The 19,528-nt window shown below is 58.5% G+C and carries 16 protein-coding genes and 1 pseudogene; 5 read left to right on the forward strand and 12 right to left on the reverse strand.

Annotated features, from left to right (window positions below; genetic code table 11):
* Nucleotides 1-22 precede the first annotated feature (22 nt).
* Together treB and treR are read right to left on the reverse strand one after the other, a co-directional pair.
* Entirely contained in the window at nucleotides 23-1,441 is a 1,419-nt protein-coding gene (gene treB, locus AC4ICF_RS02465; protein WP_116343620.1) for a PTS trehalose transporter subunit IIBC, read from the reverse strand.
* A 130-nt stretch (nucleotides 1,442-1,571) separates the two neighbouring features.
* Nucleotides 1,572-2,519 carry a trehalose operon repressor TreR gene (gene treR / locus AC4ICF_RS02470; RefSeq protein WP_116343559.1) on the reverse strand — a complete coding sequence of 316 codons (948 nt, stop codon included), beginning with the start codon at nucleotides 2,517-2,519 and terminating at the stop codon, nucleotides 1,572-1,574.
* 391 nt (nucleotides 2,520-2,910) lie between these two features.
* On the opposite strand from treR, the gene mgtA reads away from it, so the two are divergent.
* Both mgtA and AC4ICF_RS02480 read left to right on the forward strand, forming a co-directional pair.
* Nucleotides 2,911-5,619 (forward strand): magnesium-translocating P-type ATPase, encoded by a 2,709-nt coding sequence (mgtA, locus tag AC4ICF_RS02475; protein WP_233003426.1) that lies wholly within the window; start codon nucleotides 2,911-2,913, stop codon nucleotides 5,617-5,619.
* Nucleotides 5,620-5,785: 166 nt separating this feature from the next.
* Nucleotides 5,786-8,170, forward strand: coding sequence for a beta-N-acetylhexosaminidase (locus AC4ICF_RS02480; protein WP_316379786.1), 2,385 nt, complete (start codon nucleotides 5,786-5,788; stop codon nucleotides 8,168-8,170).
* Nucleotides 8,171-8,265: 95 nt separating this feature from the next.
* Here the strand turns inward: AC4ICF_RS02480 and gbpA are convergent, their stop codons facing one another.
* The 5 genes from gbpA to AC4ICF_RS02505 form a co-directional block, all read right to left on the reverse strand.
* A complete protein-coding gene (gbpA, locus tag AC4ICF_RS02485; RefSeq protein WP_316379785.1) occupies nucleotides 8,266-9,717 on the reverse strand; it encodes an N-acetylglucosamine-binding protein GbpA in 1,452 nt (483 codons plus the stop codon).
* A gap of 137 nt (nucleotides 9,718-9,854) precedes the next feature.
* Nucleotides 9,855-10,241 carry a 2-iminobutanoate/2-iminopropanoate deaminase gene (ridA, locus tag AC4ICF_RS02490; protein WP_116343965.1) on the reverse strand — a complete coding sequence of 129 codons (387 nt, stop codon included), beginning with the start codon at nucleotides 10,239-10,241 and terminating at the stop codon, nucleotides 9,855-9,857.
* A 74-nt stretch (nucleotides 10,242-10,315) separates the two neighbouring features.
* Nucleotides 10,316-10,777: an aspartate carbamoyltransferase regulatory subunit gene (gene pyrI, locus AC4ICF_RS02495; protein ID WP_023310197.1), complete on the reverse strand. Its 462-nt coding sequence runs from the start codon at nucleotides 10,775-10,777 to the stop codon at nucleotides 10,316-10,318.
* Nucleotides 10,778-10,789: 12 nt separating this feature from the next.
* A complete protein-coding gene (gene pyrB / locus AC4ICF_RS02500) occupies nucleotides 10,790-11,722 on the reverse strand; it encodes an aspartate carbamoyltransferase (protein WP_116343964.1) in 933 nt (310 codons plus the stop codon).
* Nucleotides 11,723-11,756: 34 nt separating this feature from the next.
* A complete protein-coding gene (locus AC4ICF_RS02505) occupies nucleotides 11,757-11,861 on the reverse strand; it encodes a pyrBI operon leader peptide (RefSeq protein ID WP_022646880.1) in 105 nt (34 codons plus the stop codon).
* Here AC4ICF_RS02505 and AC4ICF_RS02510 point away from each other — a divergent pair.
* Nucleotides 11,841-11,958: pseudogene (locus tag AC4ICF_RS02510) on the forward strand (hypothetical protein). The gene AC4ICF_RS02505 and the pseudogene AC4ICF_RS02510 sit on opposite strands and share 21 nt — an antisense overlap.
* 3 nt (nucleotides 11,959-11,961) lie before the next feature.
* Here AC4ICF_RS02510 and AC4ICF_RS02515 read toward each other — a convergent pair.
* The 5 genes from AC4ICF_RS02515 to arcA form a co-directional block, all read right to left on the reverse strand.
* Nucleotides 11,962-12,441, reverse strand: coding sequence for an arginine repressor (locus AC4ICF_RS02515; protein ID WP_003863366.1), 480 nt, complete (start codon nucleotides 12,439-12,441; stop codon nucleotides 11,962-11,964).
* Nucleotides 12,442-12,521: 80 nt separating this feature from the next.
* Nucleotides 12,522-13,925, reverse strand: coding sequence for a YfcC family protein (locus AC4ICF_RS02520; RefSeq protein ID WP_166709957.1), 1,404 nt, complete (start codon nucleotides 13,923-13,925; stop codon nucleotides 12,522-12,524).
* A gap of 47 nt (nucleotides 13,926-13,972) precedes the next feature.
* The gene (gene argF, locus AC4ICF_RS02525; protein ID WP_116343961.1) at nucleotides 13,973-14,977 is read right to left on the reverse strand and encodes an ornithine carbamoyltransferase; all 1,005 of its coding nucleotides are present in this window, start codon (nucleotides 14,975-14,977) and stop codon (nucleotides 13,973-13,975) included.
* A gap of 126 nt (nucleotides 14,978-15,103) precedes the next feature.
* Nucleotides 15,104-16,015 carry a carbamate kinase gene (arcC, locus tag AC4ICF_RS02530; RefSeq protein ID WP_116343960.1) on the reverse strand — a complete coding sequence of 304 codons (912 nt, stop codon included), beginning with the start codon at nucleotides 16,013-16,015 and terminating at the stop codon, nucleotides 15,104-15,106.
* Between the two features lie 10 nt (nucleotides 16,016-16,025).
* On the reverse strand, nucleotides 16,026-17,246 hold the full coding sequence (gene arcA / locus AC4ICF_RS02535; RefSeq protein ID WP_166709959.1) for an arginine deiminase: 1,221 nt from the start codon (nucleotides 17,244-17,246) through the stop codon (nucleotides 16,026-16,028).
* 675 nt (nucleotides 17,247-17,921) lie between these two features.
* Between arcA and AC4ICF_RS02540 the strand changes: the two genes are divergently transcribed.
* Both AC4ICF_RS02540 and yagE read left to right on the forward strand, forming a co-directional pair.
* Complete coding sequence (locus AC4ICF_RS02540) at nucleotides 17,922-18,374, forward strand: YhcH/YjgK/YiaL family protein (protein WP_316379784.1); 453 nt, start codon at nucleotides 17,922-17,924, stop codon at nucleotides 18,372-18,374.
* A gap of 243 nt (nucleotides 18,375-18,617) precedes the next feature.
* Nucleotides 18,618-19,526: a 2-keto-3-deoxygluconate aldolase gene (gene yagE, locus AC4ICF_RS02545; RefSeq protein WP_116343957.1), complete on the forward strand. Its 909-nt coding sequence runs from the start codon at nucleotides 18,618-18,620 to the stop codon at nucleotides 19,524-19,526.
* The last annotated feature ends 2 nt before the right edge of the window (nucleotides 19,527-19,528 follow it).

The following is a 19,528-nucleotide window of genomic DNA, read 5'->3' on the forward strand; positions in this document are numbered from 1 at the left end:
AACTGCGCCCCGAAAGATGAAGTTAAACAATCTGCAGCGTGCCCTGACGGAACTTACGCTGGTAAACCACGGTGGTGAGCGCCATGGGGACGATAATCGCTACCGCCATCGCCAGGGCAAACACCTGCCAGAAAGCGGGCTGGATGGAGAGGATGCCCGGCAGGCCGCCGACGCCAATCCCGTTTGCCATCACGCCGTTTAGGCCGCACAGCAGGCCCGCCAGACCGGAGCCGATCATCGCGCAGAGCATCGGGAAGCGGTATTTCAGGTTGATACCGTACATCGCCGGTTCGGTGACGCCGAGGTAGGCAGAGATGGCCGCCGGAACGGAGATCTCACGCTCGTTGTGCTTACGGCTGACGATGATGATGCCCGTAACCGCCGACGCCTGCGCAATGTTAGACAGGGCGATAATCGGCCAGACCGGCGTGCCGCCGAGGCTCTGGATCATCTGCATATCAATAGCCAGCGTGGTCTGGTGCACCCCGGTGATCACCAGCGGGGCGTACAGGAAGCCAAACAGCGCGGCACCGACTGGCGCGAAGCTGCCGGTCATCAGGTGACGGACCGCGAAGGCCACGCCGTCGCCGATCATGCGGCCAAACGGACCGATAAAGGCGTGCGCCAGGAACACCGCCAGAATCAGCGAGCAGACCGGCACCACCACCAGATAGAGGTAATCCGGCACGATGCGCTTCAGGCGCGTTTCAATAAAGCCCAGCGCCAGACCGGCCAGCAATGCCGGAATGACCTGCGCCTGATAGCCCACTTTGGCGATGGTAAACAGGCCGAAGTTCCACACCTCAGGCACCTGTTGACCAAGTAAGTAAGCGTTCATTAACTGCGGAGAGACCAGCGTGACGCCCAGCACGATACCGAGAATCGGCGTACCGCCCATCTTGCGCACCGCGGACCAGCAAATCCCGACCGGCAGATAGAAGAAGATCGCCTCGCCAATCAGCCACAGGAAGTCGTAAATGGTTTTCAGCGCCGGATACATCTGCGCCAGGGTTTTGCCGTCGCTCATTGGCACATCGCCGATGACGTTACGGAAGCCTAAGATTAAGCCCCCGCTGATCAGCGCTGGTAGCAGTGGGAAGAAAATTTCCGCGAAGTGGGAAATCAGCTGCTCGTGCCATTTCATATTCTGGCGCGCGGCCTTCTTGGCCTGCTCTTTATCCGCCGCGCTGTGCCCGGTGGTCGCCAGCAGAGCCTGATAGTAATCGCCCACTTCGGTACCAATAACCACCTGGAACTGTCCGGCGTTGGTGAAGCAGCCTTTAACCATGGAAAGCTCTTCAATGGCCTTCGGATTGGCTTTGGCCGGATCGTTCAGCACGAAGCGCAGGCGGGTAATGCAATGGCTGACGGTTGCGATGTTCTCGCGGCCGCCGACCAGGACGATCAGCCGATCGATATCTGCTTGTTTGACTTTACTCATCATGAAACCTCATGACAGATGGTGAGAGGGGTGTAATGACCTGAGCGCAAGCCTACTCCTTCAGCGTGACGGCGAAAATGGGAACGTTCCCGAAATCAGGCGAAGATCACAATAATCCGTTTTAGAGGGGTTACGAAAGGTGAGCGGGAATAACGATCTGGCGCGGCTCGCTCCGCCCGTTGATCTGCTCGATCAGCTGGGCGGCGGCCTGTCTGCCGGACTCGGCGTAGCCCGGATCGACGGTGATGATCTCCGGATGCAGGAACTTCATCAGCGGCGTGCTACCCACGCTCGCCACCTGCAGGCTATCGATGCGCTGCTCCTGCAGATATTTGCTGGCGCCCAGCGCCAGGGTATCGGTGGCGCACACCAGCGCGGTGGTCTGCGGCGTCAGAACGCTGGCGACCTGCTCGTAGCCCTGCTTCATGCCCAGCCCCGGCAGGGAGGCCACGGCCGGGAGATTGTGCTTTTTGCAAAAGGCCAGGTAGGCCTCGTGACGGCGCTTGCCGGTGGTGACGTCTGCGTGCGGTACCCCAAGGAAGCTGATGTGGCGATGGCCTTCGTCAAACAGGCGCTGCATCAGGGTGATAATCGCGCCCTCGTCGTCATAACAGACGGAGGCAAAACCGTGGGCATCGCGCGCCAGCAGCACCAGAGAGGGCTGCCAGTGTTTCAGCATCTCTTCGTTGATGCCGGTAAAACCAAACAGCACCACGCCGTCAATGTTGCGTCGCTGGAGCATGCCCAGATGTTCTTCCACCAGCTGCGGCGAGAACTGGCTCTCCATCATGATCGGGTCATAGCCCTGCTCGTAGAAGGCGGGCAGCATGGTCTGCACAGCGAGGTTCTCTGAGAGTGAATCCAGACGCGAAACAATGATCGCGACCACTTTATCGCTCTGCCCGCGCATGGCGCGCGCGGAGCGGGAAGGGGAAAAACCGTGCTGATTCATGACCGCCTCAACGCGTTCGCGGGTGCGTTCGCTGACACCACTTTCGTTGTTCAGCACGCGCGACACGGTGGATTTCCCCACACCGCTTAAACGCGCGATGTCTTTAATCGTAAGGCGGTTCTGCATGCTGTTTTCCCTGTAACAACGACAAAATGGTCAATTGAGCCTAATGCTATAGCGCGATTTCGCTATGGGCAAAGTCTGGTTTACGTACTGTTTATTTGCAGGCGGGTATAATATCGCCCGAATCGCCACAAAGGGTACGCTTAAATCCTTATACTGCGCGGCGACACCCTGTTTTTTTACTTACCGGAGGCTTTATGGATCCCGATCCCACACCTCTCCTGAACGGGAGAACACGTTCTTTCCGGTAAGCCAGCTTTTGCTGTCTCACCGGTAATGTGAGGCAGCAACGTCCCAAACGTTCCTGCTTGAAAAATTGAGTGCCTGACAGGTACGGCTTTGCCACGCCTGAAGGGAATGCTGCGTCCGCCCAGGCGGATGCGGAGGAATGTCTATGTTTAAAAATATCACCCGGCAGCTGCAGGCGCTGCTGAGCCGCCACCTGCCACACCGTCTTGTTCAGCGCGACCCGCTGCCCAATGCCAAAAACATGGCGGGGGCGGCGATCCCCGCGTCCCTGACCGAACGCTGCCTGAACGTGGCGGCGATGGATGAAAACGAAGTCTGGCGCGCCTTTGGCGGTCATCCTGAAGGGCTGAACGCGTCTGAAGTGGAAAAAATCCGCGCCGTGCACGGCGATAACCAGATCCCGGCGCAGAAGCCCTCTCCGTGGTGGGTGCACCTGTGGCTCTGCTACCGCAACCCGTTCAACCTGCTGCTGACCGTGCTCGGCATTATCTCCTACGCGACGGAAGATCTGTTCGCCGCGGGCGTCATCGCCCTGATGGTGGGCATCTCCACGTTGCTGAACTTTATTCAGGAAGCTCGCTCCACCAAAGCGGCGGATGCCCTGAAGGCGATGGTCAGCAACACCGCGACCGTCTCGCGGGTGATTAACGATCTCGGCGAAAACGCCTGGGTGGAGCTGCCTATCGACCAGCTGGTGCCGGGCGATCTGGTGAAGCTGGCGGCGGGGGACATGATCCCGGCGGATTTACGCATCATCCAGGCGCGCGATCTGTTCGTGGCGCAGGCCTCGCTGACCGGGGAATCCCTGCCCGTTGAAAAGGTGGCGCGCAGCCGCGACCCGCAGCAGATGAACCCGCTCGAGTGCGATACCCTGTGCTTTATGGGCACCACGGTTGTGAGCGGCACCGCGCAGGCGATTGTCACCGCCACCGGGGGCAACACCTGGTTTGGACAGCTTGCCGGGCGCGTCAGCGAGCAGGAGAGCGAGCCGAACGCCTTCCAGAAAGGGATTGGCCGCGTCAGCATGCTGCTGATCCGCTTTATGATGGTGATGACGCCGATTGTGCTGCTGATCAACGGCTACACCAAGGGCGACTGGTGGGAGGCGGCGCTGTTTGCGCTCTCCGTGGCCGTTGGCTTAACGCCGGAAATGCTGCCGATGATTGTCACCTCCACGCTGGCGCGCGGGGCGGTGAAACTCTCTAAACAGAAAGTGATCGTCAAGCACCTGGACGCCATTCAGAACTTTGGCGCGATGGACATCCTCTGCACCGATAAAACCGGCACCCTGACGCAGGACAAAATCGTGCTGGAGAACCACACCGATATCGCCGGTAAAACCAGCGAGCGCGTGCTCCACAGCGCGTGGCTGAACAGCCACTACCAGACCGGGCTGAAAAACCTGCTCGACGTGGCGGTGCTGGAAGGCGTGGACGAGGAAGCCGCCCGCACGCTCTCCGGCCGCTGGCAGAAGGTGGACGAAATCCCGTTCGACTTCGAGCGCCGCCGCATGTCGGTGGTGGTGAGCGAGCAGACAGACGTGCACCAGCTGATCTGCAAAGGGGCGCTGCAGGAGATCCTCAACGTATCGACGCAGGTTCGCTATAACGGTGAGATCGTCCCGCTGGACGACACCATGCTGCGCCGCATTAAGCGCGTCACCGATAACCTGAACCGTCAGGGGCTGCGCGTGGTGGCGGTGGCGAGCAAGTTCCTGCCCGCGCGTGAGGGGGACTATCAGCGTATCGACGAATCCGATTTGATCCTTGAGGGTTACATCGCATTCCTCGATCCGCCGAAAGAGACCACCGCGCCGGCGCTGAAGGCGCTGAAGGCAAGCGGTATTACCGTCAAAATCCTCACCGGCGACAGCGAGCTGGTGGCCGCCAAAGTGTGCCACGAGGTCGGCCTTGACGCGGGCGACGTGGTGGTGGGGAGCGACATTGAGCACCTCACCGACGACGAACTGGCGCAGCTTGCCCAGCGCACCACGCTGTTTGCCCGCCTGACCCCGATGCACAAAGAGCGCATCGTCACCCTGCTGCGTCGCGAAGGGCACGTGGTGGGCTTTATGGGCGACGGCATCAACGACGCGCCCGCGCTGCGTGCGGCGGATATCGGTATCTCCGTCGATGGCGCGGTGGATATCGCCCGCGAAGCGGCGGATATCATCCTGCTGGAAAAGAGCCTGATGGTGCTGGAGGAGGGCGTTATCGAAGGGCGCCGCACTTTCGCCAACATGCTCAAGTACATCAAAATGACCGCCAGCTCCAACTTCGGTAACGTCTTCAGCGTACTGGTGGCGAGCGCGTTTCTGCCGTTCCTGCCGATGCTGCCGCTGCATCTGCTGATCCAGAACCTGATGTACGACGTGTCTCAGGTAGCGATTCCGTTTGATAACGTGGACGACGAGCAGATCCAGAAGCCGCAGCGCTGGAACCCCGCCGATCTGGGGCGCTTTATGCTGTTCTTTGGGCCGATCAGCTCCATCTTTGACATTCTGACCTTCTGCCTGATGTGGTTTGTATTCCACGCCAACACCCCGGAACATCAGACGCTGTTCCAGTCCGGCTGGTTCGTGGTAGGTCTGCTGTCGCAGACACTGATTGTGCATATGATCCGCACCCGCCGCATTCCGTTCATCCAGAGCCGTGCCGCGTGGCCGCTGATTGTGATGACGGGGATTGTGATGGCGCTCGGCATCGCGCTGCCGTTTTCGCCGCTGGCAGGCTACCTGCAGCTGCAGGCGCTGCCGCTGAGCTACTTCCCGTGGCTGGTGGCGATCCTCGCGGGCTACATGGTGCTGACGCAGATGGTGAAAGGGTTCTATGCGCGTCGGTACGGGTGGCAGTAAGTTTTTCACCCTCTCCCCTTTGGGGAGAGGGCCGGGGTGAGGGGACTGGCTTTCCTCCCAAATTCAACAACCTGTGATCTCCGTCGGCGCATTCGCTTGACGACAAATTGAGCGCATGTTAACAGAATGTTTTGCCTTTATTTGGCCCGTCAGATAAGGAACATTCATGTTACGGTACAGTCTCTTAACCGCCGGGCTGATGCTCGGCGCCTCTGCCTTTGCTGCTCCGGCAGGCGATCTCCCTTTGATGCCCTGGCCTGCTAAGGTCGAACGCCCGACCACCCAGGGCGCGCTGGTGCTCAGCAACAACGTATCCATTAGCGTCACCGGGGACGATCTCGGTGACGCCGTCAACCGCCTGCGCCAGCGCATTGCCCTGCAAACCGGCTGGACGCTGCAGCCTCAGGCTGAAAAGCCAGACAAACCGACCATCCGCATCGCGATTGCCAAAAAGGTCAAGCCGCAGCCGCTGCCGGACAGCGATGAAAGCTATAGGCTCACGGTGGACGCCAACGGCGTCGATATCTCCGCAAACACCCGCTTCGGCGCGCTGCGCGCCATGGAAACGCTGCTCCAGCTGATGCAGAACGGCGCGGAAAACACCTCGCTGCCGTGGGTCACCATTGAAGATTCGCCGCGCTTCCCGTGGCGCGGACTGCTGCTCGACTCGGCGCGCCACTTTATCCCGCTGCCGGATATCAAGCGCCAGATCGACGGTATGGCCGCGGCGAAGCTCAACGTCCTGCACTGGCATCTGACCGACGATCAGGGCTGGCGCTTCAGCTCGAAGCGCTACCCTAAGCTGACGCAGCTTGCCAGCGACGGGCTGTTCTACACCCCTGAACAGATGCGCGAGGTGGTGCGTTACGCCGCCGAGCGCGGCATTCGCGTGGTGCCGGAGATCGACATGCCGGGCCACGCCTCGGCGATTGCCGTGGCCTATCCGGAGCTGATGAGCGCGCCGGGGCCATACAGCATGGAGCGCAGCTGGGGCGTGCTGAAGCCGGTGCTGGATCCGACAAAAGACGCAACCTACGCCTTTGCCGACGCGATGGTCAGCGAACTGGCGGCGATCTTCCCCGATCCGTATCTGCATATCGGCGGTGATGAGGTGGACGACAGCCAGTGGAAAGCGAACCCGGCCATTCAGCAATTTATGCGCGATAAGAAGCTTGCCGACAGCCACGCGCTGCAGGCGTATTTCAACCGCAGGCTGGAAACGATCCTTGAGAAGCATCACCGGCAGATGGTCGGCTGGGACGAGATCTACCATCCCGACCTGCCGAAAAGCATTCTGATCCAGTCCTGGCAGGGGCAGGACGCGCTGGGGCAGGTGGCGCAGAACGGCTACAAAGGCATTCTCTCGACGGGCTTCTATCTCGACCAGCCCCAGTCCACCGCCTACCACTACCGCAATGAAATCGTCCCGCAGGGGCTGAACGGCGTGGATGTGATTGCAGACACCGACAGCGTCCAGAGCTGGGCCTTCACCATGCCTCGCCTGAAGGGCAAGCCGGTAGAGGGAAGCTTTACGCTGGTAAAAGGGGATGCCGGCTGGCGCGGATTTATTGATTTTGCCGGGAAATCCCGCCGCGCGGTGCAGGACATTGAATGGCGTGACGACAATCAGGTGACCTTCACCGTCGACACATGGATGGGCGAGACGCGCCCGGTCGTCAACGTTGATAACGACAAGCTTTCCGGTTACTTCCTGGTGGGGAATACGCGCTACCCGATTAGCGGCTCGCGTCTGGACGAGGTACCGAAAGGCATTCCGCCCGTCGTGCCGGACGTGGCGAATCAGGCCAACCTGCTCGGCGGTGAAGCCGCGCTGTGGGCGGAGAACGTGGTCGCACCGGTGCTGGATATCCGCCTGTGGCCGCGCGCCTTTGCGGTGGCGGAGCGGCTGTGGTCAGCGAAGGACGTCAACGATGTCGACAACATGTATACCCGCCTGCAGGCGATGGACAGCTGGTCGACGGTGTCCGTCGGGCTGCAGCAGCATACCCAGCAGCAGGTGCAGTTCACGCGCCTTTCTAACAGTGCCGACACCCTGCCGCTGCAAATCCTCGCCCAGGCGGTGGAGCCCGCGCAGTATTACACCCGCCAGCACCTGAAGTTCCAGGCGGGAAATTATCATCAGTTCGAACCGCTCAACCGCTTCGCGGATGCGCTGAACGCCGAAAGCGCCACGGTGCGGCAGATGAACAAATGGGCCGACAGGCTGGTGAGCGACGCGGAAGACACAGAAAGTGCCGACGCGCTGCGCCACGTCTTTAACCGCTGGCAGGGCAACACCAGTGACGCGCTGGCGCTAAGCGAAAACAGCTATCAGCTAAAGGCGATGAAGCCAGTGATTCAGGAGGTGGATAAGCTGGCCTCGATTGGGCTGAGGCTGACGGATCTGGTGGCGCGCCAGGGCACGCTGGATGATAAAGAGATCGCGTCGATTCAGAGCGAGCTGGATAACGCGGCGAAGGTGCAGGACGAGGTGGTGATTGCGGCGGTATATCCGCTGGAGACGCTGCTGCGGGCGACGCGGAATCAGTAACCCCTCACCCCAACCCCTCTCCCCATAGGGGCGAGGGGCTCGATCGGTTCCCTCTCCCCTGTGGGGAGAGGGTTAGGGTGAGGGGAAAAGACTACTCAGTTCTTCAAAATCCACGCCTCTTTCCAGTGTGCGCCAACGCCTGGCTCATACTGGTTTGCGGTTGGGCTGTACTGCACGCAGTAACCGCTGTATGGGAACGGCTTGCACTCGTAGGTCTTACCGTCTTTAGGCTGCAGTACCACGGTACCCGCTTTGTAAGACGCAATGCTGTCCGGGAAGATAAAATCGTGCTGACCGGTGCCGTCTGCGGCTGAATCGCCTTCCAGCATCAGGTTCAGCACGTCCTGGGCGAACATCGTGCCGTCTTTGTTGGTCGCGTAGTATTTCAGCATGTGGTGACCCGCCGTCACGTCATTCAGGGTCATGGTCACGTCCTGGTTGGCATTGTTCATGTCCTGCTTCAGGTAGCCTTTTTCCGCACCGCTGTGGTTCATCACGTGTGCTTCAAGGTTCACGTCACCTTTGGTGTTTACGTGGAAGGTGACGGTTGCCTTGCCGTTCTCGATTTTGCTGTACTGCAGGTTAGAAACGGCAATGGTTTCATGCACTTCCGCCTTCTGCTCTTCATACGAGATCGCAACGGACTGCAGGGCGCTGCCGTCTTTGACGAAGACGCTGTTCGCGCCGTGGACCGGGCTGATTTCACCCGCTTCATCCTTCACGCCGACGCGTACGTCGCTGTGCGCTGCGTTGATTTTCTGCGCCAGATCGTATGCCCACTGGTTTGCATCCCCCTGGGCTGCTGAACTAATGGTCATCTCGGTGCGCATAGCGGCAACTTCGCCGTTGGCATCGAAGAATCGCGCGATGACTTTATCGCCTGCATTCAGGTTATTACCGGCAATCTGGCCGCTCAGCGTTTTGTTCCATTCGGACACCACCGCAGGCGTGTCGTCCGGCGTAACGTTGCCGCCGTTGCCGAAATCGACGTCAATGGCCTGATAGAAACTGTTTGCGGTATCCGCAATTTCCCATACGCCGTAAATAACCTGATAGCCCGTGCGTGCGGGCACATTACAGGTCATGGATTTCGTCATCGCCGGTGCCTGACCATTCCCGTTAATGGTACAGAACGGGGTTAATTCAAACTGGTCGCGGGTCAGAGGCTTATTTGGGTCCCAGTTTTGTTTGGTGATGTAATAACGCCAGTTGGTGGTTTTATGCGGCGCGGTATGGTGCCAGACAAATTCATGCGGCCCCGCCGTCATGGGGGTTTTGGTCCAGGCGTTCAGGCTCTGCTTATCAAGCTGGGAGTAGTTGGCAATGCCTGCGCTGGCGAGCTGGCCGTCAGGGGGCATGGCGCCGGTCGGGAATCCGGAAGCTTTTTCTACGCTCTGCGGTTCGTACTGAACGGAGCCGCAGTCAATATTCTGGCCTAGCTTACACATATAAGCGCGGCTGGCAGGAGATTCTATGTATCCGTGTGCAAGTGCTGAAGACGCAGCCGTTAGTGTGGCAACGGCCAACGCAATTTTTGAGAGTTTCATTCTTTGTCCATTAATTAGAATATAACAAGGCAGCGTCAGTCTATTAATGGAGTGGGGGATGCGTCATTTCCTGCAGAGAGTAAAAATGGTCGAAATAAAAAAGGCAGCCGGAGCTGCCTTCTCTTTATTGAAATAAATTAGCGACGTACGGCAATCGCTTCAATTTCAATTTTCACGTCTTTTGGCAGACGGGCCACTTCAACGCAGGAGCGCGCCGGGAAGGAGGCGTTGTGCTCGTTGAAGAAGGCTTCATACGTGGCATTAACGGTTGCGAAATCGTTGAGATCTTTCACGAAAACGGTGGTTTTCACGATATCGCCCACTTTCAGACCGGCAGCTTCAACGATCGCCTGCACGTTTTCCAGCGACTGACGCGCCTGTGCCGCTACGTCGGCCGGCACTTCACCGGTTTTCGGGTTCACCGGGATCTGCCCAGAGGTGATGATCATGCTGCCCAGATCGACGCCCTGAACGTAAGGGCCGATAGCCGCTGGTGCACTTTCCGTCGCGAGTACTTTGGTCATGATTTCTCCAGAATAACAGCTGATTAAATGTTCCCTGCCATTATAGGGAGGCCGGGATCCTTTACCAACCTCAATTAGTTGGCCAGCACCACATAATGAGAAAACTCTTTTTCACAGTATTTGCATTTGAGCGCGATGTCATCGGCGCGTTTTTTCACTGCAAAACTGGAGGAAACCGGCTCAGCGTGACTGATGCAGTTGCTGTTCGGACAGACCAGCACGCTTTCGATGCGATCCGGCAGGCTCGGGCGGGATTTTCCGACCACTTCATACTCGTCGATGCGGTTGACCGTGGCGTCCGGCGCGTACAGCGACAGCTGGTTAACCTGCTCGTCGGTCAGGAAGGTGTTCTCAATTTTAATCAGGTCCTTGCGGCCCATTTCACCCGACGGCAGGTTCAGGCCGATGGTGATGCGCTGGTCGGTTTCGGTCAGTTTGAACAGCGTCAGCAGCTTAAAGCCCACCTGTGCAGGGATGTGGTCAATCACGGTGCCACGCTTGATGGCTTCAACCTGGAGTTTGTTATCGTGTGTCATTGTCGTTTCCCCTTACAGTGCCAATTCGCGATTCAGAACCAGTGCCAGTAACGCCTGGCGGGCGAAGATGCCGTTTCCGGCCTGCTGGAAGTACCAGGCGTGCGGCGTTTTGTCCACGTCTGTGGCGATTTCATCGATGCGCGGCAGCGGATGCAGCACCTTCATGTTGTCGCGGGCACCGTCGAGGTCGCTGGCGCGCAGCACGAACTGCGCCTTCACGTTGGCGTATTCGGACGGATCCAGACGCTCTTTCTGCACGCGGGTCATGTAGAGAATATCCACGTGGCCCACCACCTCTTCGATGCTGGCGTGCAGGCTCCACTGAATGCCTTTTTCGTCCAGCATGTCGAGAATGTACTGCGGCATCGCCAGCGCGTCCGGGGCGATGAAGAAGAAGCGGTTGCCGTTAAATTTCGCCAGCGCCTGGGTCAGGGAGTGGACGGTGCGGCCGTACTTCAGGTCGCCGACCATGGCGATGTTCAGGTTCTCGAGCGTGCCCTGCGTCTCCTGAATGGTGAACAGATCCAGCAGGGTCTGCGTCGGATGCTGGTTGGCACCGTCACCGGCGTTCAGCACCGGAATGCCGCCGGAAAATTCCGTCGCCAGACGCGCCGCGCCTTCCTGCGGGTGGCGCATCACAATCGCGTCCACGTAGGTACTGATGACTGAAATGGTGTCCGCCAGGGTCTCGCCTTTTTTACCCAGCGACGTATTGCTGCTGTCCGAGAAGCCCACCACGCTCGCGCCCAGGCGGTGCATGGAGGTTTCAAAGGAGAGGCGGGTACGGGTTGAAGCTTCGAAGAAGCAGCTCGCAATCACCTTGTGCTTAAGCAGCTCCGGTTGCGGATTGGCCTTCAGTTTTGCCGCGGTTTCCAGAACCAGTTCCAGCTCTTCGCGGCTGAGGTCGTTTATGGAAATGATGTGTTTTTGATAAAGCGGATTCATGTTTATCTCCTGACGCCGGGCAAAAAAAAGCCCCTCAAATGAGGGGCTCTGGGAATAGGTTTAGCAACGGGAAGAAAAACGGCAGGCCAGCGTCTGATTTCAGACGCGGTAAGACGTTATGTCGTACACGCTTGACCATGCTTCCTCCCGGCAAATTGTCGGGCATTATACGCAGCTCGCTTTGCGGATCAAGCGATTTAATGCACGCTTTACTCAATGCAAACGGTTCTTTATGAATATTAATGCGTTCTGAGTAAATAATTAATTTGCTTATGCACCAGCGCGGTGCGCTTCACGACCCTGGGTGCGACCCAGACGATACTGCTTCCGGCCACCACGCCTAAAATTTCCGGTAACTGGTGATAATCCAGAATACGCGCCACCGCGCGGCCATATCCGGCAACGGTATGGATAAGGATAAATTCGCTATTGTGCTCCACGCTCACCACCATTTCGGATACGGTGCGCGCGGCATCGGGGGCAGGGCGCAGCTGGGGGTTCAGCGAATAAATTTTTAGACCTTTGGCATTTCGAATTTTTATGACACCAAGCAACTTGAGCAGACGTGAAACGGTGGACTGGCTGATGGTCTCAAAACCCCGCTCCTGCAAGTCGCGGCGGATCTCCTCCTGAGAGAGATAGCTCTTTTCCGCGATCAGACGCTGGCAGACCGTTAGCTGTAGTTGCTCTTTGGGAGAGTACTCTTCGTAATCCATCATAGTTCCCATATCAGTTCCCGAAATAACCGGTGGCACTGCACCGATCCGTAGGCCGGATAAGCGCAGCGCCATCCGGCAAATCACAACATGGCACCCAGGCTTAACGCCACCATAATCACCACCGTTAATATCCCCAGCAGCGGCGCAACCCATTTCAGATAGCGCACGTAGGGCACGCGGGCAATAGCCAGCCCGCCCATCACAACGGCAGAGGTGGGAGTGACAAGGTTAACGATGCCGGACGCCGACTGGTAAGCCGTTACCACCAGGTCGCGGTTGACGTTAGCGAAATCGGCAAGCGGCGCCATGATCGGCATCGTCAGAACGGCCAGGCCGGACGAAGATGGCACAAGAAACGACAGCACCACTTCCAGCCAGTACATCACGTTGATAAACGCCACCGTCGACAACCCGGTGACCATCCCCTCGGCGCTGTGCAAAATGGTGTGGGTAATCATGCCCTTATCCATGATCACTACGATACCGCGCGCGATGCCGATAATCAGCGCGACGCCCAGCAAATCTCGCGCGCCGTTGATAAAGGTTGAGGTCAGCTCCTCTTCGCTCATCCGCGCAATCAGCCCGACGATAATCGCGCTGGCGAGAAACACCGCCGAGATCTCCGCCATCCACCAGCCCAGCACCGCCACGCCGTAGATCATCACCGCGAAGGCGAGGGCGAAAATCACCAGGATGAGTTTGCGCACCGGGGTAAATTCCAGCGACTGCTCGCCCTTGTTGCCGAGGAAATGGGCGAGGTTTTCTTCCTGCTTATCCGCCACGATCGACAGCGACGGATCCTTGCGGACCTTGCGGGCGTAGCGCATCACCCACGCCACGCAGATAACCCAGCCAATCACCAGCAGCGCGATGCGCAACATGATGCCGTTGGTGAAGGGGATCCCGGCGGCGTTGGCGGCGATCACCGTGGCGAACGGGTTAATAGTAGAGCCGAGGGTACCGATCCCCGCCCCGAGCAGGACCGTGGACGCGGCGACGACCGGATCGAACCGCGCCGCCAGCATCACCGGTACCAGCAGGGTGTAGAACGGCAGCGACTCCTCGGCCATGCCGTAAATTGTGCCGCCGGCGGCAAACAGCGCCATCAGGATCGGGATCATCCACTCCTCGCGGCCACGCAACTTAGTGGTGACGCGCTCGATCCCGGCGTCAATCGCCCCGGTTTTGGTGACGATCCCGAGGAAGCCCCCGATGATCAGAATAAACAGCGCCACGTCGATCGCCCCGGCCTGGCCGGATTCCGGATCGTAGAGCCCGGCAATCGGCGCCATCAGCACCGAAACCAGCCCCTGCGGATGCGCCGCCACGTGCGCGTAGGTGCCGGCAACCGGCACGTCCTTGCCGAGCGCCTCGTTCATCGCCATATGGTACTGCCCGGCTGGCACAATCCACGTCAGCACGGCAACCACGGCAATCAGAAAAAAGAGAATGGTGTAAGCGGAGGGAAACTTAAACTTGCCCATGATGTTCTCCTGAAACCCGGCGCACCCCGCGGCGCGCCGGGCGGTGATTAGTCGCCGAGTGTCGCCACCATGACCGCTTTAATGGTGTGCATGCGGTTCTCTGCTTCGTCGAAAACGATGGAGTTCGGTGATTCGAAGACCTCTTCCGTCACCTCCAGCCCCTTCAGGCCGTACGCCATCTCGATCTCTCGGCCCACTTTGGTGTGCTCGTTGTGGAACGCCGGGAGGCAGTGCATAAACTTGACGTTCGGGTTGCCGGTGGCCTTCATCACGTCCGCGTTAATCTGATACGGCTTCATCAGGCTGACGCGCTCGGCCCAGGCTTCCTTCGGCTCGCCCATGGAGACCCACACGTCGGTGTAGAGGAAATCGGTCCCCCGCACGCCTTCTTCCACGTCGTCGGTGAGGGTAATGCGCGCGCCTGTTTCTTTGGCGATGGCGCGGCACTGCTCAACCAGCCCGGCTTCCGGCCAGAAGGATTTCGGTGCGACGAGGCGAATATCCATCCCCATCTTGGCCGCGCCGACCATCAGCGAGTTGCCCATGTTGTTGCGCGCGTCGCCGAGATAAGCAAAGCTCAGCTCCGGCAGGGTTTTGCCCGGCGAATGCTCCAGCATGGTCATCAGGTCGGCGAGGATTTGCGTTGGGTGGAACTCGTCGGTCAGGCCGTTCCACACCGGCACGCCCGCATATTCGCCCAGCTCTTCGACGATGGCCTGGCCGTAGCCGCGGTATTCGATGCCGTCATACATACGGCCTAATACGCGGGCGGTGTCCTTCATCGACTCTTTATGGCCGATCTGCGAGCCGCTTGGGCCGAGGTAGGTGACCTGCGCGCCCTGGTCGAACGCGCCCACTTCGAAGGCGCAGCGGGTGCGGGTGGAGGTTTTTTCAAAGATCAGGGCGATGTTTTTCCCGACCAGGGTTTGCTTCTCACGCCCGGCTTTTTTGGCCGCCTTCAGGTCAATGGCGAGGTCGATCAGGTACTGGATCTCCGCCGGGGTGTAGTCCAGCAGTTTCAGGAAGTTGCGGTTTTTCAGGTTGATGGTCATGGGTAAATCCTTTTGAAAATTATAAAAACCTTTCCCCTCACCCCGGCCCTCTCCCCAAAGGGGAGAGGGTGTAATCGTCCCCTCTCCCCTTTGGGGAGAGGGTTAGGGTGAGGGGTGTGTGTGTTCTCAGTTACGAATCAACGTGCCTTTCTCGCCCGCGAGGATCTCCGCGCCGTCGGCCAGCGCGCCGATCCCGGCAATGCCGTTGCAGGCTTCAACAAACTCGCGGCAGGCGGCCACTTTCGGCCCCATCGATCCGGCGTCGAACTGCATATCTCTGAGCAGCTCCGGCGTCACCTGCGCCAGCGGGCGCTGGGTCGGCTTGCCCCAGTCGAGGTACACCGCGTCGGCATCGGTGAGGATCAGCAGGGCGTCGGCCTCGATCTGCCTCGCCAGCAGGGCGGCGGAGAGGTCTTTGTCGATCACCGCTTCAATCCCGCGATAGCCGTTGGCGTTTTCCACCACAGGCACGCCGCCGCCGCCGTTGCAGATCACCAGGTGGTCGCGCTGAATCAGCGCGGTGATGGCGTCGCTCTCGACGATGCGCTTCGGCTGCGGCGACGGCACCACGCGGCGGACGTAGCTCCCGTCGGCCTTGAACACCCAGCCTTTTTCCGCGGCCAGCGCTTTCGCCTGGGCTTCGCTGTACACCGGGCCGATGTACTTGGTCGGGTTGCTGAAGGCCGGGTCGGCGGCGTCCACTTCGACCTGCGTGAGCAGGACGCTCACCTCGCGCTGCGGCAGATTATTTTTCAGCGCCTGCTGGAGCATGTAGCCGATCATTCCCTGGCTTTCGGCGCCGAGAACGTCCAGCGGGTAGGGCGTCACTTTGTCGTAGGCGCTGTTCTGCAGCGCCAGCAGCCCGACCTGCGGGCCGTTGCCGTGAACCAGCACCACGCGCCACTGCGCCGTCAGTCCGGCGATGGTGCGGGCGGCCTGCTCGATGTTCTGGCGCTGGATCTCCGCTTCCAGCGGCTCGCCGCGCTTGAGCAGCGCGTTGCCGCCCAGGGCCACAACCAGAGTGGGTTTTCGTTCCATGATGGCTCCTTTAAATTCCGTCGCGTTCCAGCGGGCAGCTCATGCAGCGAGCGCCGCCGCGGCCGCGTCCGAGCTCGTCGCCAGGGATGGGCAGCACGGTGATGCCCGCTTTGTCGTACTTCTCGTTGGTCCAGACGTTGCGCTCGTAGCCGATTACCACGCCCGGGCGGATGGTCAGGACGTTGTTAGCATCGTTCCACTGCTCGCGTTCGGCTTCAAAGGCGTCGCCGCCGGTGGTGATCAGGCGCACCTGGCTAATGCCGAGCGCTTTCTCGATGGCGTGCAGCAGGTCGGTTTCCTGGGTGCGCAGCAGGCCGCCGCGTCCGTCCGGGGTGAGCGTCCAGCACTGGGCGTCTTTGCGCACCACTTCCGGATAAACGGAGAAGGTGTCCACGTCGATGTGGGTCATCACGGTGTCGAGGTGCATGCAGGAGCGGTGTTTGGGCAGCTCAACGGCGATTACGCGCTCGGCCTGACGGTGTTTGAACAGGCTGTTGGCGAGGAACTCCACTCCCTGCGGCGTCGTGCGTTCGGACATGCCGATCAGTACCGCCCCGCGACCAATTACTAATACGTCGCCGCCCTCTAAGGTGGCGTGGTCGTAATTAATATTCTCGTCGCCGAAATACTTAATAAAATCGCCGTCGGCAAACGCCGGGTGCCAGCGATATATTGCTCGCAGGTTATTGGTTTCACGCTGACGCGCCGGTTTGGCCATGGGGTTAATAGAGACGCCGTTATAAATCCAGCACGAGGTGTCACGGGTAAATAAATGGTTCGGCAGCGGCTTCATAATAAAATCATTCGCCGTGTGGGTATCCACCACCATATTTTTAATGGCTGCCGGAATTTCACCGTAGGTTAATCCGCCGCTCAGTCTGCGCGCCAGTTCGCGGTGCGGCATATCCGCCAGCCAGCCGCGTACGTCGCCGGCAAAGGTTGGGCCGAGGCGATAGTCGGAGATTTGCGTATCCAGCAGCCAGGCTTTCGCCTCTGCAATATCAAGGGTTTGTGTCAGAAGGTCGGTCAACAGCAGGACTTCCACACCCTGATCGCGCAGCGTGTTTGCGAAGATATCATGCTCCTCACCCGCCCGCTCAACCGAGAGCACGTCATCGAAAAGCAGCTCCTGACAGTTCGATGGCGTTAAACGTTTCAGACTTAAATTTGGGCGGTGCAGCATAACGCTACGCAATTGACCAATTTCAGAACCGACATAATGCTTTTCCATAATTATTCCTTTAACTGTTTTTCAGAATAAAAAGGGCATGCGCCATGCGTTGTGTTTAATTACATGGCGGCTAAGCTCAATTGATTTCGTGATTCATACTAGGCAGTTAAATAATCCTTATTGTGATGCTGCTCACGCGAAATCGGATATTAAGGAGTTTGTTTCCATTTGCATGATTCGCATCAGATAATGATTAATTTCATATTATTGAAGGGTGAATAACTAAGCAGGATCCGGTTGCATTATTTGAGGTTGTTATTATTTTGTAGATTTTAATCTTTTGATACATTCCGTTATGTTGCTGATTTTTAATGCTTAATTATGCCTGTAGGAATGGCTATGCAATTCACGTAATTAACTATTTTTGACTTAAGAAAAATCCTTAAATAATTATGGCTTTTTTGAGCACATTATCAGAACGGTAAAGTGTGAGGTGGCAACGAGTTTTGTTAATTAACCTGAATGATCAGAGGGTTAGTTCAGCCGTGCGATATGCACTTGCCAATGTTATGCATAACCCCTGCATAAATGCCTGAGCAGGATTAACAGCAAATTAACACCATTCCCGATAAACATGCGCTCGCGCAAATCTCAACGAAAAAGGGCTGGTATGGCAGCGGGGATTCTCGTATAAAATATAAAAATGAAACATTGTTTTATATTGAGGGTTGAAACATGATTATCGGCAACATCCACCATTTGCAGTCCTGGCTGACTGACGATCTGCGTCAGGCCATTGAGCACGTTAAAGCCCACGTCACTGACGCCACGCCGCTCGGGAAACACGACATCAACGGCAACAGCCTATTTTATCTGGTCTCAGAGGACATGACCCAGCCGTTCGCCGAGCGCCGCGCCGAGTACCACGCGCGCTATCTGGACATCCAGATCGTGATGAAGGGTCAGGAAGGGATGACGTTTAGCACCCTGCCGCACGGCGCGCCTGACACCGACTGGCTGGCGGACAAAGACATCGCGTTCCTGCCAGAAGGCGAGCAGGAGAAAACCGTGGTGCTGAGCGAAGGGGATTTTGTTGTGTTCTGGCCGGGCGAAGTGCATAAGCCGCTGTGCGCGGTGGGGGCGCCTGCTAAGGTCAGGAAAGTTGTGGTTAAGATGTTAATGGAGTAACCCCACACCCCTCACCCTAACCCTCTCCCCACAGGGGAGAGGGGACTGCACCGAGCCATCTTTTCCCCCTCGCCCCTTTGGGGAGAGGGCCGGGGTGAGGGGCAATATGTGATCCAGCTTAAATTTCCCGCACTCCCTCTTCCCTTCCCATTTACCTCTCCTTTTTCTGCGTCATAGTATGATCGTTAAATTAATGAACGCTGTTCTATAATGTAGAACAAAATGATTCAGCAAGGAGATCTCATGCCGCAGTCCGCGTTGTTCACGGGAATCATTCCCCCTGTCTCCACCATTTTTACCGCCGACGGTCAGCTCGATAAGCCGGGCACCGCCGCGCTGATCGACGATCTGATCAAAGCAGGCGTTGACGGCCTGTTCTTCCTGGGCAGCGGCGGCGAGTTCTCCCAGCTCGGTGCCGAAGAGCGTAAAACCATTGCCCGCTTTGCTATCGATCATGTCGATCGTCGTGTGCCGGTTCTGATCGGCACCGGCGGCACCAACGCCCGGGAAACCATTGAGCTCAGCCAGCACGCGCAGCAGGCGGGCGCGGACGGCATCGTGGTGATTAACCCCTACTACTGGAAGGTGTCGGAAGCGAACCTGATCCGCTATTTCGAGCAGGTGGCGGACAGCGTCACGCTGCCGGTGATGCTCTATAACTTCCCGGCGCTGACCGGGCAGGATCTGACCCCGGCGCTGGTGAAAACACTCGCCGACTCGCGCAGCAATATTATCGGCATCAAAGACACCATCGACTCCGTCGCCCACCTGCGCAGCATGATCCATACCGTCAAAGGTGCCCATCCGCACTTCACCGTGCTCTGCGGCTATGACGATCACCTCTTTAATACCCTGCTGCTCGGCGGCGACGGGGCGATCTCGGCCAGCGGCAACTTTGCACCGCAGGTGTCGGTGAATCTTCTGAAAGCGTGGCGCGACGGGGACGTGGCGAAAGCGGCTGAGTATCATCAGACCTTACTGCAAATACCGCAGATGTATCAGCTGGATACGCCGTTTGTGAACGTGATTAAAGAGGCGATTGTGCTCTGCGGCCGCCCGATCTCCACGCACGTGCTGCCGCCCGCATCGCCGCTGGACGAGCCGCGCAAGGCGCAGCTGAAAACCCTGCTGCAACAGCTCAAGCTCTGCTGAGC

This window comes from Enterobacter sp. ECC_219_Taxon_10 (assembly GCF_058354905.1).